Annotated in this window: 15 protein-coding genes; 1 reads left to right on the forward strand and 14 read right to left on the reverse strand. The window is 51.5% G+C overall.

Annotated elements, in window-relative coordinates:
• Window positions 1–35: 35 nt before the first annotated feature.
• Both K7P76_RS15430 and K7P76_RS15435 read right to left on the reverse strand, forming a co-directional pair.
• Window positions 36–785, reverse strand: coding sequence for a hypothetical protein (locus K7P76_RS15430; protein ID WP_232186203.1), 750 nt, complete (start codon window positions 783–785; stop codon window positions 36–38).
• The gene (locus K7P76_RS15435; protein WP_232186204.1) at window positions 745–2,025 is read right to left on the reverse strand and encodes a M48 family metallopeptidase; all 1,281 of its coding nucleotides are present in this window, start codon (window positions 2,023–2,025) and stop codon (window positions 745–747) included. Before K7P76_RS15435 ends, K7P76_RS15430 begins: the two co-directional genes overlap by 41 nt.
• Window positions 2,026–2,110: 85 nt before the next feature.
• Here K7P76_RS15435 and K7P76_RS15440 point away from each other — a divergent pair, with 85 nt between their 5' ends.
• Entirely contained in the window at window positions 2,111–2,449 is a 339-nt protein-coding gene (locus K7P76_RS15440) for a L,D-transpeptidase (protein ID WP_232186205.1), read from the forward strand.
• Here K7P76_RS15440 and K7P76_RS15445 read toward each other — a convergent pair.
• The 12 genes from K7P76_RS15445 to K7P76_RS15500 all read right to left on the reverse strand — a co-directional run bounded on the left by K7P76_RS15445 (window position 2,433) and on the right by K7P76_RS15500 (window position 16,029).
• Window positions 2,433–3,581, reverse strand: coding sequence for a glycerate kinase (locus tag K7P76_RS15445; protein WP_232186206.1), 1,149 nt, complete (start codon window positions 3,579–3,581; stop codon window positions 2,433–2,435). The genes K7P76_RS15440 and K7P76_RS15445 overlap by 17 nt on opposite strands.
• Window positions 3,582–3,633: 52 nt before the next feature.
• Window positions 3,634–4,245, reverse strand: a complete 612-nt coding sequence (locus tag K7P76_RS15450) for a Uma2 family endonuclease (protein WP_232186207.1) — start codon at window positions 4,243–4,245, stop codon at window positions 3,634–3,636.
• 73 nt (window positions 4,246–4,318) lie between these two features.
• Window positions 4,319–5,626, reverse strand: a complete 1,308-nt coding sequence (locus K7P76_RS15455) for an extracellular solute-binding protein (protein ID WP_232186208.1) — start codon at window positions 5,624–5,626, stop codon at window positions 4,319–4,321.
• 23 nt (window positions 5,627–5,649) lie between these two features.
• Window positions 5,650–7,221, reverse strand: coding sequence for a response regulator transcription factor (locus K7P76_RS15460; RefSeq protein ID WP_232186209.1), 1,572 nt, complete (start codon window positions 7,219–7,221; stop codon window positions 5,650–5,652).
• Window positions 7,222–7,223: 2 nt separating this feature from the next.
• Window positions 7,224–9,044, reverse strand: a complete 1,821-nt coding sequence (locus tag K7P76_RS15465) for a sensor histidine kinase (RefSeq protein ID WP_232186210.1) — start codon at window positions 9,042–9,044, stop codon at window positions 7,224–7,226.
• Window positions 9,045–9,695: 651 nt separating this feature from the next.
• Window positions 9,696–10,364 (reverse strand): hypothetical protein, encoded by a 669-nt coding sequence (locus K7P76_RS15470; protein ID WP_232186211.1) that lies wholly within the window; start codon window positions 10,362–10,364, stop codon window positions 9,696–9,698.
• A gap of 138 nt (window positions 10,365–10,502) precedes the next feature.
• Window positions 10,503–10,670 carry a glycoside hydrolase family 66 protein gene (locus K7P76_RS15475; RefSeq protein WP_232186212.1) on the reverse strand — a complete coding sequence of 56 codons (168 nt, stop codon included), beginning with the start codon at window positions 10,668–10,670 and terminating at the stop codon, window positions 10,503–10,505.
• A gap of 89 nt (window positions 10,671–10,759) precedes the next feature.
• Window positions 10,760–11,593 (reverse strand): carbohydrate ABC transporter permease, encoded by an 834-nt coding sequence (locus K7P76_RS15480; RefSeq protein ID WP_232186213.1) that lies wholly within the window; start codon window positions 11,591–11,593, stop codon window positions 10,760–10,762.
• 15 nt (window positions 11,594–11,608) lie between these two features.
• On the reverse strand, window positions 11,609–12,556 hold the full coding sequence (locus K7P76_RS15485; RefSeq protein ID WP_232186214.1) for a carbohydrate ABC transporter permease: 948 nt from the start codon (window positions 12,554–12,556) through the stop codon (window positions 11,609–11,611).
• A gap of 85 nt (window positions 12,557–12,641) precedes the next feature.
• A complete protein-coding gene (locus K7P76_RS15490; protein WP_232186215.1) occupies window positions 12,642–13,976 on the reverse strand; it encodes an extracellular solute-binding protein in 1,335 nt (444 codons plus the stop codon).
• 217 nt (window positions 13,977–14,193) lie between these two features.
• Window positions 14,194–14,925, reverse strand: a complete 732-nt coding sequence (locus tag K7P76_RS15495) for a ThuA domain-containing protein (RefSeq protein WP_255678550.1) — start codon at window positions 14,923–14,925, stop codon at window positions 14,194–14,196.
• A gap of 15 nt (window positions 14,926–14,940) precedes the next feature.
• Window positions 14,941–16,029 carry a Gfo/Idh/MocA family protein gene (locus K7P76_RS15500; RefSeq protein WP_232186216.1) on the reverse strand — a complete coding sequence of 363 codons (1,089 nt, stop codon included), beginning with the start codon at window positions 16,027–16,029 and terminating at the stop codon, window positions 14,941–14,943.
• Between the last annotated feature and the right edge of the window lie 444 nt (window positions 16,030–16,473).

Below are 16,473 nucleotides of genomic sequence, written 5' to 3' on the forward strand. Positions count from 1 at the left end.
AATCTATTTTTTGTTCGAGTATAGCATATCTCTACTCATTTCCATCGAATAAGCCAAGACTCTATCGCTTCCAAGGTAATAGCTAAGTTGGACTGACCCATCGGGTTTACATAAGGAGCGCTGTCGCGAAAATAATCCGCATGACCGCCGATAATCGGGACGGTTCGAGTGTCCGCCGGAGCGTGTTTGTCCCTATGCCATACGGGGAATTGGCGGCCTCTCCCCGTGCCCGCTATCCAACCGCCGTAGGAGCCGAGCCTAGAGACCATATCGCCGGACTTACCTTCCGCAACACGCCCCCGTCTTCTGCCCGCTGCATGGATCGCCAGCACGGATGGCCGAAGCCCTTCCGGTATCCGGCATCGCGGGGATCCGATCATCACGACGAAGCATGCCGCACCTCCCGCCTGCTCCGACAGAAGCTGGGCCGTATGTACCGCAGCGACGCCTCCTCCGCTGTGGCCGATCAGAATCGTTTTTCTTCCGCTAGACGTTGGCCCATGTAACTGAATAGCCGCGAGCGCCCGATTTCCCCCAATAGATCTGTTCAACCGCCCTAAGCCAAGCCGCATATCCGATCTGATTTCCCATAACTGCACAACGGCCCGCCTGCTCCAATCCCCATAAGGAAACAACAGCTCGGAGTGAACAGAATGCCCCCCTTGCTCTAATCTGCCCTGAAGGGCAACCCTAAACCTTTCCATGAAATACGGTGCTGATGCAAATCCGGCCATTAAGTACAAATCAATCCCGTTTTCCCTTTTCCCGATCAAATCGCTCTGCATCGATAATCCTTTCCATGTCTGACGGGTGGTCGTCGCGGAACCACTTGACGAGAAGCGGCGGGTTCACGTCGCTCAACACGACGACGGACATTTTCTGATTCATCGATACGGATCCCTCCGCGCTTCCGATCAGTTCCATCGCATAGCGGTCGGCTGAAGATTCAGCTTGCCGGGATACGTAATTGGATATCGGCAAGGTCACGAAGGAGAGGATCGAGAGGAGAAGTAGCACAAGAGGCAAAGCTGTCATGTCCGACAACGAGCGAATCCCCCATTTCGCTCCGCGATGGCGCACGATAACCGTAAATAACCAGCCTCCGATAACGATCAATAACAACGAGGATCCTATCGCTCCGACTGCGCTCCATTCGAGATGGTGTTTCACGTAATGTCCCATTTCATGAGCCATAATAAGCAGAATTTCCTTCCCTTTCAACTGCTGGAGCGTCGTATCCCACAGTACAATCCGAAGCGATGAACCAATTCCGTTTACATAAGCGTTCATTGCGTTCGTCTTGGCGGACATATCGACTTCATATACGCGGTGAGCAGGAATGTTCGCTTTAGCTGCGAGATCGAGTATTTGACGCTCTAATTGCGGATCGGACAATCGGGTGAAATGATTATAGAGCGGGTCGATGACCACCGGCTGTACGTACATCATGAACAAGGTGAACGGGACGGACAGCAGCCACAGCTTAAGCCACCATTTTCCTCCCCGGGAAATGATCCAGAAGGCCACGGCGGATACGGCAAGCATCGTCAAATAACCGATCCCGAATCCGACAAGCTTATCCCTAAGCCAGCTAAATACGGGTTGAGTCGTAATTCCGTAAGCTTTCGACAGGTTATAACCCACGACACGAAGAGGAAAATAAAGCAGAAAGGCAACAGCATTCACCAGCAACACGTAAACGGGAAAACGCACGTAAATCGGAAGTTTTAGACGCTCCAGCTTCTCCCTCCAGCTTCGGGCTAAGCCGCTCGCTAATAAGATGAAGTAGATTAGCCACTCCCAAGGCCCGCTCATGAAGAAAATCAAGTTCCGCACCGCGTTCAGCGTTTCGCTATCGCGCAGTTGGTTAGGCGTGAAGAACGTCGCAGGATCCGCCGCCGTTCCGACATACGCATCGGGAACTTGATTCGGCGACGTATACCAAACGTAAATCGCGACCGCGACGGCGTAACAAGCGAAAATTAGCACATATCGCATAAAAGAGGACCCATTACGCTGCTGCATGGCGGAAGTCTCCTTGTTTTCGAATCGAATGATTTGATCATACCATTTCCCGTACCAACATAAAAAGAACGAAGGAGGTGATGGAATGCCTAATTACCGCATTATCGTCGATCTATCCGACCGAAACCTATATTTGCTGGATGGAAACACCGTCGTACGGTCTTTTCCGATCGCGGTCGGCAAAATGTTGACGCAAACGCCAACAGGCGAGTACACAATAATAAATAAACAAGCCAATCCCGGCGGGCCATTCGGCGCCTTCTGGATGGGCTTGTCTAGACCGCACTATGGCATCCACGGCACGAACGACCCTTCCTCCATCGGAAGGGAAGTCAGCCACGGATGTATCCGAATGTATAATGAGGACGTGCTGCAACTCGCGGCTATCGTTCCGATTGGGACTAGGGTTACGATTCGGACCTGATCAGTCTTACGACATTGCGCGCGCACGCGGACAAGTTTTTCTCCGCCTGCTCCAAGCATACGGCCAAAGACATTGGTCTGGGCACGCAAGAAAAGCTGGCCGCAAACTCCATCTCCAGTTCATCCGCATTCTCGCCTAAACTGCCGGAAATAAGTATCGTTCTCACGCCTGCTTCCTTGGCCAATCGCGCAACGTATAGAGGCAATTTACCGTTAAGGGTTTGATTGTCGCTTTTCCCCTCTCCCGTAATAACCCAATCTGCGCCGGTTAACTTGCTTCTCAACCGAGAAGCGTTGGCAACGACTTCTGCTCCTTGAACGATCTTCGCTCCGACGGACAGCAGGGCGAATCCCGTTCCGCCGGCAGCTCCGGCTCCCGGAAACGTCTTCGCTTTGCGTCCTGTTTGCTCTTCCAGAATATCCGCGTATTGATTCAAAGCGAGATCGAGTGCCGTAACTTGATCGGGCTGAGCTCCTTTCTGAGGTCCATAGATGACGGAAGCCCCATCAGAACCGCAAAGCGGATTTTGAACGTCCGAGGCAATGACAATATCACACTCGGACAACCGGGCATCCAATGCTTCAACATTTACGCTCTTGAGCTCCAATAAATCTTGACCATACCCGTACAATGATTGTCCTTGCCCGTTATAAAACTTCGCTCCCAAAGCCGCAAGCATTCCGATACCGCCGTCGTTCGTCCCGCTGCCGCCAAGCCCAATGATGAACCTGCGTATGCCTTGATTGAGCAACTGAAGCATCAATTCGCCCATTCCTCTTGTGGTCGTACGATAGGGATTGCGTTCATCGATGGGAACAAACGATAACCCAAAGACCGAAGCTGCCTCTAATACAGCCGTTCTCTGTTCCTTGTCACCCTGATTGCCGTTATTTATTATTCCATATATCGCTTGAACGGGCGTACCCAACGGTCCTGTTACTTCCGCTGATAATAACTCACCTTCCGCAGCCGCAGTCAAAGCCTCCACCGTACCTTCGCCACCGTCTGCCATAGGAATGATCTCTATTTTCGCCGCGGGAATTACATCACGGATCGCTTCCGCTATCGCTCTAGCTACTTGAAGAGCGGACAGGCTTTCTTTGAAAGAATCTGGCGCAACTACAAATTTCACACTTTTCACCCCAAAGAAGCTCTATTTTGCCGCCTGTATTTTACCAATTTATCTAACGCAATTCCGGAATTTTGTCCATGATTTCTTTCATCGTAAAAGAGATGCAAGGAAGTGTCGGAGAGTTTACGGGTTCATCGCCTTGTATGACATTGGCCAAGACGTACCGACCGTCGTCTCCCAGCATGTTTTGCTCCAATACTCCGTTATCGGGGTCTACAAGCCAATACTCTTTAATACCGAATAAAGCATACTTATAGGCTTTTTCGATCTTATCCCTCTTGCGCGTAGAGGGGGAGAGAATTTCTACAACCAGATCCGGCGGTCCTTCCACGCCTCTTCTGGTCAGAATATGAAGACGGCTTCGGCGAACGAGGATGAGATCTGGCTGGCGGACTTCTCTAGGGGATAAAATCACATCCAACGGCGCGGTCATCACGATATATTCCGATTCGCAAGTGTTGGCGATTAGATGGGCCATTTCAAAGCTGATCAACTGATGGAGCGTATTCGGTCCCGGGCTCATCAGCTCCAATCGACCGTCAACAAGCTCATAGCGTTGATCGTCGTCCAATGCCGCGTAATCGTCGTAAGTGAGCCCGCCTTCCTTAACCTTGAACTCTTCCGGATCTTTCTTTTTCTTCGGGTACTCGTCTTCCTTCCTCATCCTTTACCCTCCGAATCCCATTTTCCCTCAATTATATAATAATAACGGCTGCTCGTCCTTTGTCCGATTAGTATTATTTCAACCACTCATCGATTTGGGCAGCTAGTTGTTCGAGCCCAATCTCGACCGGGACACGACCGCGTAAAATCCGTTCGAACGACTCGTTGAATTGCTTGTCGATCTTGGCCCAATTCGTAACCGGCGGACGAAGAAACGATGCATTCAAGCTTTCCACGTAAGGCCTGATCGTCGGGCTAAGGCTTTCTTTCGATTCGCTTGCCTCGACGTTCGTCGGCAGGAGCCCTGTTTTGAACATAATCTGCTGCGCCGGAACGCCGGCCATCCATTTCATGAACGTCCAAGCCGCTTGCTTATGGCGCGAGCTTTTCATCAGCACCAAATTTTCACCGCCGATAATGGCTCCCTTTTGCCCGGCATTGTGCGGGAACGGCGCTAGAACCGTATTATCAAGCATATTTTCGATATTGTAACCGTCGACATGAGACAATATCGTGTAATACCAAGGGCCTTCATCCATCATGAGCAGCTTGCCATCCTGAATCGCCAGCCATCTTTCGAGTTTACCGCTGAGGACGTCTTCACTAATCAATCCTTTGTCGAGCAGTCGCTTGAGCGTTTGAACGGCACGAATGCTTGCGGGGCTGTCCAAGTAACCGACCGACTTCGTATAATCGTCGTTCGTCAGCTTCCCGCCCAGTCCCGTAAAATAAGGAAGGATCGACCAAGTGTTAATTCCATTAACTCCGAGCTGCCAACCTGTTCTTTCGCTGAGCGCCACCAACTCGTCCATCGTAGCGGGCGGGCGATCAAGTCCTGCTTGCTTCAGGAGTTTCCGGCTATAGATCGCCGCTTTCGTATTCATATTAAGCGGAACCCCGTAATAACGTCCGGCATATTTGCTCGATTCGAGTGCCGTCTTGTGAATCATTTTGCTTATTCGCGGGAACTCGGGATAGCCGTCGATCGGATCCACCAGCCCGAGCTTGGCGAATTCCGCAAGCCACACCATATCCAGTCGCCCGACGTCCGGACCGCTCCCCGAAGTCGTTTCCGAGATTAGCGCGCCTTTAATATTCTCGTACGGTCTCTTCACGGACACGACTCGTATTTCTGGATGCTGCTTCTCGAAAGCGGGAATAACTTCATGTTCGAAAGTCCAAGACTCCACGTCGCTATACGTATGCCAGACCGTTATCTCTTCGTTCGCCGCCGGCTCCATTACCTTCTCAACATTGCTTCCCCCGATGATGCTTTCGCCCGAACCGCAGCCTGTTACGCCAATACCGATGACCAGCCATACGGCTAAGGCAATCGGAAGCTTCCTCCTTCGAATCTGCCCCCACTTCCTCCGTCTCGTCATGGCCTCTCCCCCTTGTATGACGCTTACTCGTTGCCAAGCTGACGTTCCCTATAGTCAACTGGCGATAAACCGGTCATTTTCTTGAACAGCTTGCTGAAATATTTGACATCGTTAAACCCGGCCCGCTCCGCCACCTCGTAGATTTTAAGCCCGGGATCGCCGATCAGTTCCTTGGCTTTGCCAATGCGAAGTCGGATTAAATAGTCGATAAAATTGAGACCGGTATGGTGTTTGAACTGAAGGCAAAAATAGTTCTTGCTCATATGAACGTGGTCTGCGAGCTGCTGAAGCGTTATTTCATTCGTATAATGCGCCGAGATATAATCGATGGATTTGTCGATAAGCTGCTTATTTCCCTTGAATGTATGCGATCCTGCGGCGTAAGAGCTGCGGTATCCGCGGATCTGCGCCTGCAGCAGACTAGTCAGCTCTTCAATCGTTTCGCTCCGTTTCAGTTCCTCGAATCCGTCCAGGAGCACGGTCATCTCTTGTTCGTTCATGAATAATGCCGTCACGATCTCGAACGCTTCCTTGCGAACCGCGTCCGGCTCCGTCCGCATCGCCGACCATCTGCTAATCCAAGTATGAACGATGGCATCCGCAGCCTCCGTATTTCGGGAGTGAGAAGAAGTTCGAAGCTCCTGGAGAAGAATATTTGCGGATTTGATAGCCGGCATCGATTGCTGATGCAACGGAGGCGGCGGTTTCGGCGAACCATATACCCCTTTTCCTTCGAAAAATCTCCGTTGGGCCGAATGCCCGCTCTCCCGATATACGGAACGCAACGCTTCGACATCCGTACCGATCGCATATCCCACCGTTACGCTTATATTTAGGTCGGTGGACCAAATGCCGCAAATCGCCCGAATGATGGACTCAGGCGATTCGGCTCTTTGGGCGGGAACCGCCAAAACCAACGACCTATCCCCTGCAAGGAAAGCAATTCCTTCTTCAACCGTTGCATAGAACGTTTCTTGCATCTCCTCCAACAGCATGCCGACATGCAAATTGCCGCACTCCTCCTCCGTCTCCCTCAACCCGTTAATGAGCACGGTGCAAAGCGCATAACCGCAGGTCATCCAAAAAGGAACAGTCCCTTGCGATAAACGATCTTCTTCGTGAACGAGCGCCCGTTTCACTTCCGTTTCCAGCTTCTTGCGGTCATTGGTCAACATCGTCATACGAATAAGCTTACGATCAAGATCGTGACGACGATCGTCCTCGATTAGCCGCAGGCATTTACGGACAAGCTCCAATAACCCTTCCGGCTCCAATGTCGGCTTCAACAAATAATCCACTACGCCGAGCTTCAATCCTTGCCGAACGTATTCAAAATCGTTATAGCTGCTTACGAGAATAACCTTTGTCTTCGGATATTGCGCCAGCGTCCGTTTCGTTAACTCCAGTCCGTCCATAACCGGCATCTTGATGTCGGTAATCAGAATATCGACGGGCTCATTCCGAATGTTCTGCCACGCTTCTTCTCCGTTGGCGAAATCTCCAGCAAGACCGATATTTTCATGGCCCCAATCTACCGAAGCCCTTATACCGAAACGAATGACCGGTTCATCGTCTACGATCGCGACCCGATACATGGCTATGCCCCCTCTCGCTGCCAATTATCGTCCACGGGTTTCATCAGCTTCATGAGTACGACAGTTCCGCCTGATTCCCCGTTTACGATTCTCAGCTCCGACCCTGCCGGATAATACAACCTAATCCATTCGTGAACGTGCATGAGTCCGATTCCGGTCATTCCTGAATGCTCCGCCTGCTCATATTTGTCTAACTTCAGCACGTACTCCGGTGATATTCCTCGTCCGTTATCCCTTATTTCGATCATGATGGCATCGGATGAAGGAAACGCCTTTACCCAGATGTCCCCGTCTCCACCGGTTGGAACGAGCCCGTGAAAAACGGCATTTTCCACAATAGGCTGAATAAGCATCCTTGGTATCCGGAATGGCACCGCCTCCGTATTGATATCAAGATGCAGCCGGAACGCCGTATCGTAACGGATTTCAAGGATGGATAAATATTTGCCGACGATATCCAGCTCTTCCGCCAACGATACGAAGCTGCCCTTCTTGCCCATGTTCGCCTCGAGCAAAAGCACAAGCGCCGACAAAGCTTCGTAAGCTTTAGAGGATTGATTGTAACGAATAAGCCATTTGATCGTGCTGAGAGTATTAAATAGAAAATGCGGGTGAATGCGGTGCATGACCGCCCTAAGCTCAGCTTGCCGTTTGCTCTCCTGAATGTCGTGCACCTCGTGAACGAGCTCGTCGATTCGCTTGATCATTTTATTGAACTGGCGGCTCATATGGCCGATTTCGTCCTGCGATCTCACTTCAGTGCGCACGGTGAAGTCGCCGCTTTCCGCTACCTTCATCTGAGATGTCAACTGCTTAATCGGCTTAGTTACCTGACGGGCAAGAATGAGGCCGATTACAATCGCAAGCAGCGCAAAACCGACTGCCGACGTCCAGATCATTCTGCGCATATCCGTCAATTCGTCCGTAATCTCGTGGATGGGTACTGAACCGACAATACTCCATCCGTTGGATAAGGGCTGCTTGATATTGTAATATCTAATGCCATTGGCTTCATATTCAAACTCCGCTTCGCTCCCCCGGGATGCCCAGTCGCGTAAACCGCTGTCGGAAAGAGGTTGACCGATTCTCTCCAATCGTCTGTCGATAACGACTTTCCCTTCATTGTCCACGACGTAAAATCCGCCCGTCTTCCCGAGATGAATTTGACTAATCCTGTCTACGACTTTCTTCCCGTCGAGATTAACGAGCAAATACCCGATATCGGCTAGCGACTCGAAATCCTTAATTACTCGGGTGACCGACAATATGAGGTCGTTGTTATCTCCATATCCGCTATAAGGATCGTAAGCGATCGGCCCCCAAGCCGGTTCGCCGTCCTTCATGCGGGCTAGACGAGCCCATTCCAGGTCCCGGAGCGGTTGAAGATAAACCTTGGACTGCTTAAACGAACCGCTGCCCCAACTGGTACCTTCCTCCCTTAACACATATAACGTCTTAACGAAAGAGTTGGAGCCTACGAAATTGTTAAGCAGGGTCGAAATATAATCTTTATCCGTTTTCTCTTCTTCAGTTGTAGGCTGCGTATTGCGTACTGCCTGTTGCAGCTTAACGTCGCTGTACAGCACGTTGGATGCATCCGTTCCCGCGATAATAATCGAGGACAGCGCATCCGCGGCCTGCCTTACAAGCTGAAGCGAGGATTCGCGAACGTTCTTCTTAACCAACTTCGATGAAGCCGAATAGAACAGCACGCTCGTCAGCGTCGGAATGAGTATGACCACGAGCAGGGCGAGGATCATCTTCGTTGCGAACCTTCTGCCCCATTGAAGCCGTTGGTTTTTCCTTTGCATGATCTGGATCATCGCGATCGCCCTCCGTGTACCCATTGTACAACGCCTGGCGGAGTTGTTGAAAGCACTTACATTATAATCAATAATAGGTGTCGTATTTTCCGGAATGAGTGTCTAATGTTATGGAAAACATTCACCCTCACTCTGCTTCACCTGAATTAACCGGATTTTTCGAGCAACTCCCCGCCGCTGACCCTGACGCACCGGAATTAATCGACTTTTTCGAGTAACTACCCTCCGCTGACCTCTGACGCACCCGAATTAACCGGATTTTTCGAGCAACTCCCCGCCGCTGACCTCTGCCGCACTCGAATTAACCGGATTTTTCGAGCAACTCCCCGCCGCTGACCTCTGCCGCACCCGAATTAATCGACTTTTTCGAGCAACTCCCCGCCGCTGACCTCTGCCGCACCCGAATTAATCGAATTTTTCGAGCAACTACCTGCCGCTGACCTCTGCCGCACTCGAATTAACCGGTTTTTTCGAGCAACTACCTGCCGCTGACCCTGATGCACCGGAATTAATCGACTTTTTCGAGTAACTAACCTCCGCTAACCTCTAACGCACCGGAATTAACCGGATTTTTCGAGCAACTCCCCGCCGCTGACCTCTGCCGCACTCGAATTAACCGGATTTTTCGAGCAACTACCTGCCGCTGACTTGCTACTTTTGACGGTATAGAAGAGACACTGCCTTTTCAGTAATCATGAACTCATGGCATCTAGTCATACCGCCGCCAATTGAATAGACCAATCCTTTGGATTCCAAATCTCGCAATACTTTTCTGCATGTCTCTTTCTTGAGTTGCAGCCAAACGGATACGTCCGCCAATTGAAAAGGTTTATTATATAGCAAAGAAAACCTTATAACTTCCCGCTCGTAAACGGGCAACTGGCGCAAACCTACCCCCTCCGCATTTCCGATTCGGCCGATTAACTCGTAAAGGTTCCGTTGGCAGAAATCCGGTTTCTTCTCAAGCTCATCCCGACTATACGGAAAGTACGTGTATCCAAGTGCAGCAACGGAACGCGCACGAGCCCTCTCGAACGAGAAGCGGTCTCTAGTGATCATCTCGGCATGCGTGACGTAGTTATCCTCTTCGAATACGGTCCGCAGCAGGGGGTGAAATACGTCGCCATATATTTTCACGCCTGACAGACTTACCATCTCATACTCGAGCACCAAACCCTTGAATGAACCGAGTACCGGCTGCAGCACCATCTCCAACAGTTTTTTTGTTCCCGTCAAATCCCTCTGAAGCATCTCCAACCTCTGCCCGCCAGCACCTCGAACTTGCTCCTTCCAAAATCCTTCATACTCCTTCTCGAACACCCCGACCGCCTCCTTTAGAAAAATAAAACGCCGCAAGCTCCGGCAAACAGGAGCAAGCGGCGTGTGCTTCACGCGAAAAGCTTAATATGTGTTCACGATACCGAATTTCCTGCTGATTGGCAAGTGATTGTTCAAATATCAGTCAGTTGGAGTAGAGTCTCCACTTTCCAACCTGAATCGAACCGTCTCTCCCGGCTTATAAGCCGCCTTGTCGGTCGAAACGGTTCCTAGCAAGACTGCTATTTCCGAAGAAATCCTGTCAACCCTGATCGGCTCCGGATCGGCTCCGGATTCCCGCTTGAACATCCCGCTGAGCTCCTACGATAATAAACGCAGCCGCAGCCACGAATCCTTTTCCGAAACCGAGCTTTCCGTACAGCATTCAAATCTCCATCTCAGCCTTTAACGGCTCCTTCATTCAAGCCCGACTGCACAAACCGCTTCTGGAAAATCACGTAGATGAGAATAACCGGAAGCAGCGCGATCATCGAAGCCGCGAAAATTTGCCCGTAGTTCGTCGCGTACTTGTCGTTGAACATGAGAATGGCGATCGGGAGCGTGCGCAACGCCTCGCTCTTAATAATCGTCAGCGCAAGGAAATATTCCTCCCATGTCGCTTGGAAGATGAAGATAGCGAGCGTTCCCATCGCCGGCAGCGAAAGAGGCAAGTAAATATTCCAGTAAATCCTCCAGTTGCCGCCGCCGTCAATTAACACCGATTCTTCCAGTTCCTTCGGGATGCTCTCGAAAAAACCGCGCAGGAAAAACATGTTGCCGACGACTCCGGTCGCGATGTAGATAAGCCAAAGCCCGGAATACGTGTTGACGAGTCCAAGGTTCTTAACGATTACGAACTGCGGAATGATGTTAATGACCGAAGGGATCATCATCGTTAACAGGAATAGGCGGAATACCCCTTCCTTGCCGGGAAACGCAAACCGGGCGAAGCCATAAGCCGTTAAAGAGCTAATCAGAAGCGCCCCCACCATCGCGACCGAGGTAATGAGCAAGCTGTTCGAAAAATATTGGGCGAAATGGTTCTTGCCCCATACGACCTCATAGTTAATGAAATTAGGCACTACGTTAAATACTTCTTCAGGCCTCGGCAAGGAGAACGTCGCGGTAAAAAACGAAGTCAGAATCATATAAATAAACGGAAATACGAACAGCATGGCGCCGGCCACGATGATGGCGTAAACGGCGAGCTTCGTCATCCACTGCGTTTTCATCCGGAATCTTCCTTTCTAGAACAGCCTTTGTTTGCCGATCTTGGTCATTTGATAGAACGTGACGGCGAAAACGAGAAGTCCCATCATAACGCCCATTGCAGCCGCTTCCCCGAAGTGGAAGTGCTTAAACGCCTCCATGTAGATTAGGCTTGGGATAACCTGAGTTTGATTCATCGGCCCGCCTGCCGTAATAAAGTACACCTGCGGAAAAAAGCCGAAAGCGCCGTTGATCAGGTTGATGAGAACGAACAGCGTAATCGGGCGCAGCATCGGCAGCGTCACGCGGAAAAATTTGCTGATCGGCGATGCGCCATCGATGTCCGCGGCTTCGTACAAATCGCGGGGGATGCCTTGAAGCGCAGCCATGTAGATGACGACTCCCCAGCCGACCGTCTTCCAGATATGGAATAGCCAGATCATGATCATGGCCGACCAATAATGGCTTTTCCAAGCGATAGGGTCCTTAAGGATCCCGAGGTGAAGCAACGAGAAGTTGACGAAGCCCCCTGCCCCGTCGGCGAACAAATACTTGAACAGAAGCGCTACGACAATCCAAGAAGTAACGATCGGCAAATAGTATAACGTCCGGAACGTCACCTTCATCTTGACGAATCGCGTATTGATGACAACGGCAAAGAACACCGCTAAAAACCAGTTGATCGGCACGGTGACCGCTACGTTGAGGAATGTGTTCTTAAGCGCGATCATGAACTTATGGTTAGGGTCGTCGAAAACTCCGTTATAGTTGTCCCAGCCAATCCAAGGGCTCTGGGTCCCGGGCAAAATGTTGAATTCCTGGAAGCTGAGCTTGATGTTCTGGATCATCGGATACACAACGAAGACGAGAACGCCGACAATCCCGACAGCGACGAAAGGTAGCACGTTCAACCACTGTTTGAGGCCGATTCGCAGACGGGTTTTCTTCATTGGCTTGGGGTTTCCGGACAGCATAACTTGCGCCACGGCTATAGCCTCCCTCTTTCGGATGACGACAACCGCACCGGACGAAAAACCGCCGGTACGGTCGTCGGATTATAAGCCGGATAGGTTATCCGCCCAATACCGCGTTGATCTGCTTGACCGCATCGTTCAATGCGTCCGCGGCGGATTGTTCTCCGCGGATCGCTTTCTCGAAGCTGAGGTTAAATATCGTCTCCATCTCGCCCCATTGCGGGATCGGGGTCCGTGGCAGCGCCGTATTCAACTGTTCGATGAACGGCGCAATATACGGATTCTTGCTCGTATCGATCGCGTTCGCCGCATTCTTGTTGGTAGGAATCATCCCCGCCTCGACCATCACTTGCTGAGGCTCTTCGCCAAGCATCCATTTCATGAAAGTCCATGCTTCTTCCGGATGCTTGGAGTTGGAGAAGGAGACGAGGTCTTCGCCGCCGACGACGGAATGGCTGCCGCCCGGTCCGGCGGGAAGCAATGCCCGCACGGTTTTGTCGATCGGATTGAACTTGTTCGCCGCGTCGCCCATCAGAATGCTGAAAAACCACGGACCGTCGTCGATCATCATATATTGACCCGATTTGAGACCGTCCCAAGCGCCTGGCTCGCCGCCGAGCAGCGCAGGAATGACGAGGCCTTCCTTGTTCCAGCCCACGATCGTTTCCAATGCTTTAATGCTGTCTGGACTATTCAGATAACCGTCTACCTTCGTGTAATCCTCGTTTGTCACTTGACCGCCAAGGCTCCAGAAATACGGAAGCAAACCCCATGCGTGGATACCGGAAATTCCGATTCCCTGTTTCTTCTTCCCTTTCAGCGTGCGCGCCGCTTGGACTAATTCGTCCATTGTGGCAGGCGCATGGTCCAAACCGGCTTCCTTTAACGTATCCGCGTTGTAGATGGCGATCTTGGTGTTCGTATTGAGCGGAACGCCATAATAATCTCCTTTGTAGAAATTCGTCTGCAACGGACTTTCGAATACGCTTGATTTTACGTCGTCAAAACCCGGAAGATCGCTCAGCTTCTTAAGCGCTCCCTTGGAAGCGAGCTCAGGCACCCAAATGATGTCCATCCGCATCAAGTCCGGCGCGGCGTCGCCCGCTACTGCCGCGATGACCTGGTCCTTTAAGCCTTCATAAGGCATACGGGTCAGTTTCAGCTCGATATTCGGATAGGCTTTCTCGAACATCGGTTTGATTTTCTCGACGAGTACCTTCTCTTCCGAATCGGAATACGTGTGCCAATACTCGATCGTGACTTTCTCCGCCGGTTCCGGAGATTTCTCCTCCGAAGCCTTCGCAGAGCTTTCGGCTGGCTTGGCCGAAGATGCGCTGTCGCTCGGGCTCGCCGTATTGTTGCTGCCCCCTCCGCACGCTGCCAAAACGAATACGAGCGCAAAAACCAAAATAATGGATAACCGCTTTCTCATCGACTTGTTTCCCCCAATGGATTAGATTTGACCTTCGTTACGCCTTCATTATGGAGGGACCCGCACATGTTCAGTAACCGCTTACATTACGCAAAAGGGGTACATCTTTCCTGCATTAACTAACCCTTTCTCCCCATAAATCAAAAAAGGTGTCAAACCTTCCGAATAAAGATCGGAAGGTTTGACACCAGAAAAGAGCGTTAGAACGTGGCCCATCTTATTGTTTAGGTTTAATCTGTTCTAACGGCTGCGTGTTCCCGTATACCGGTCGAGCCACCCCGCTCGGCGCCGCCCAGCTGACGGCGTTGGCGATAACTCGCTTGATATCCGGATGGTAGTAGGTCGGATAAGTCTCGTGCCCCGGACGGAAGTAAAATATTTTCCCCTGTCCCCGACGATAAGTAAGCCCGCTGCGGAATACTTCCCCGCCTTCGAACCAGCTGACGAACACGAGCTCCTCCGGAGGAGGAACGTCGAAATGCTCCCCGTACATTTCCTCTCTCTCCAGCTCGATATATTCGCTAATGCCTGCCGCTATCGGATGGGACGGGTCAACGATCCACAGCCTTTCCTTCTCGTCCGCCTCTCGCCATTTCAATGCGCAAGTGTTCGTTCCTAGCAGCTTCGCGAATATTTTCGAGCAATGCCCGGAATGAAGGACGATAAGCCCCATTCCGTTTAACACGCTCCTGTACACCCGCTCAACGATTTCGTCGCTCACCTCATGATGCGCCATGTGCCCCCACCAAACCAGTACGTCTGTTGATTCCAGTACCTTCTGCGTCAACCCGTGTTCCGGTTCGTCAAGCGTCGCGGTTCCCGCATCGATCCCGTGCTCGGCCAGCCCGTCAGCTAGCGCGCGGTGAATGCCATGCGGGTAGACGGCTTTGACTTTATCGTCGGTTAGTTCATGTCTATACTCATTCCATATCGTTACCCGTACAGTCATTTTAATATTGCCTCCCTATTCGGATTTTACAGACTCGACAGCAATTATAGAGCGACTTTGGTGAGCTTGGACAACGGCTTCCAACAGCAGTTGATTACGATATCCATCCTCCAAGGTGGCGAATTCCGGATTTGCCGCCTGCTCGCCGCGAATACGTTCCGCGAATTCCCGCCATGGATTCAAGCCTTTCTGCCGAGGCACCTCGATCGTTTCCGTTTCCGTTCCGCTGCCATCCTCCTTCGGATAAGTCCATACGACTTGACCGTCATTCAGAGTGCTGACATGCAGCGTTCCCGCTTCGCCGTACAGCGTCACCTCGTGCTGGTTCCCGCAGCCAAGCGCGTTGCGAGAAGTCTGGAATACGCCAACTGCGCCATCCTCGAACCTCGCGTTAAAACAAGCAAAATCGTCTACTTTCACGGGAATGGGTTTACCCGTCTTTGGATCCTGCCTCTCCTGGACGATCGTCTGCAACATCGCTTGCAATTCCGTCATACGGGAACCCGTCAAATACTCGGCGATATCCATCATATGCGAGCCCAGATCACCCAAAGTACCTGTACCCGTAACCGCTTCGTCGAAGCGCCATAAGAAAGGGGTATTTTTTACCGTTGAACCCCAGTCTTGCATGTATTGTACGAACAAATGATTGATCCGGCCAAGCCGGCCTTCTCCGATAAACTCTCTTGCATACTGAAAAGCAGGCCCGTTACGATAAGAAAAGTTGATCAGGAGCGGAATCGGATTACGCCGGTACAGTTCAAGTACTTCCGAAGCCTCCTCCAGCGTCCTCGTAAGGGGTTTCTCCGCAAACAGCGGTTTGCCCGCTTTAATACAAGCCTTCAGAATAGCGGCATGCGAATCGTTCGGCGTCACCGAGACGATCCCTTCCACTTCCTCGTCGCCGATAAGCGCATCAATCGAAGCGTACCGCTTCTCTTCCGGCACACCCAGCTTAGCCCCTACCTCTGCAAGCGCCTGCGGACTGACGTCGCACAAGGCGGTAATTCTCGCTCCCGCCACTTCCCCAAGCTGCTCAATGTGATAACGTGCCATTCCGCCCAGCCCAATGACTCCAATACCCACTTCTCTGCCGATGGCCATAACCTTCCTTCTTCGCTAGTCTCCCGTATTCGATTCGTACCCGGAAGCCATAATCCTGCAAAGACTTAACAACATCTTAATATTGAACACGAAGCAGAAGAAAAACCACTTTAATATGATGGGACTTAACCGCCGGTGACCCCTGCTCAGCGAGAATTACTCGGTTTTTCCGTCTAACTCCACTCCGCCGCGCCCTACTAAGTCAGAATTACTCGGTTTTTCCGTCTAACTCCCCGCCGCTGCGCCCTACTGAGCCAGAATTACTCGGTTTTTCCGTCTAACTCCCCGCCGCTGCGCTCTACTGAGCCAGAATTACTCGGTTTTTCCGTCTAGCTCCCGGTCCTTGCGCCCTACTAAGTCAGAATTACTCGGTTTTTCCGTCTAACTCCCCGCCGCCGCGCCATACTAAGCCAGAATTACTCGATTTTTCCGTCTAACTCCCCG

This window comes from Cohnella silvisoli (assembly GCF_021190915.1).
Classification (GTDB): Bacteria; Bacillota; Bacilli; order Paenibacillales; family Paenibacillaceae; genus Cohnella; species Cohnella silvisoli.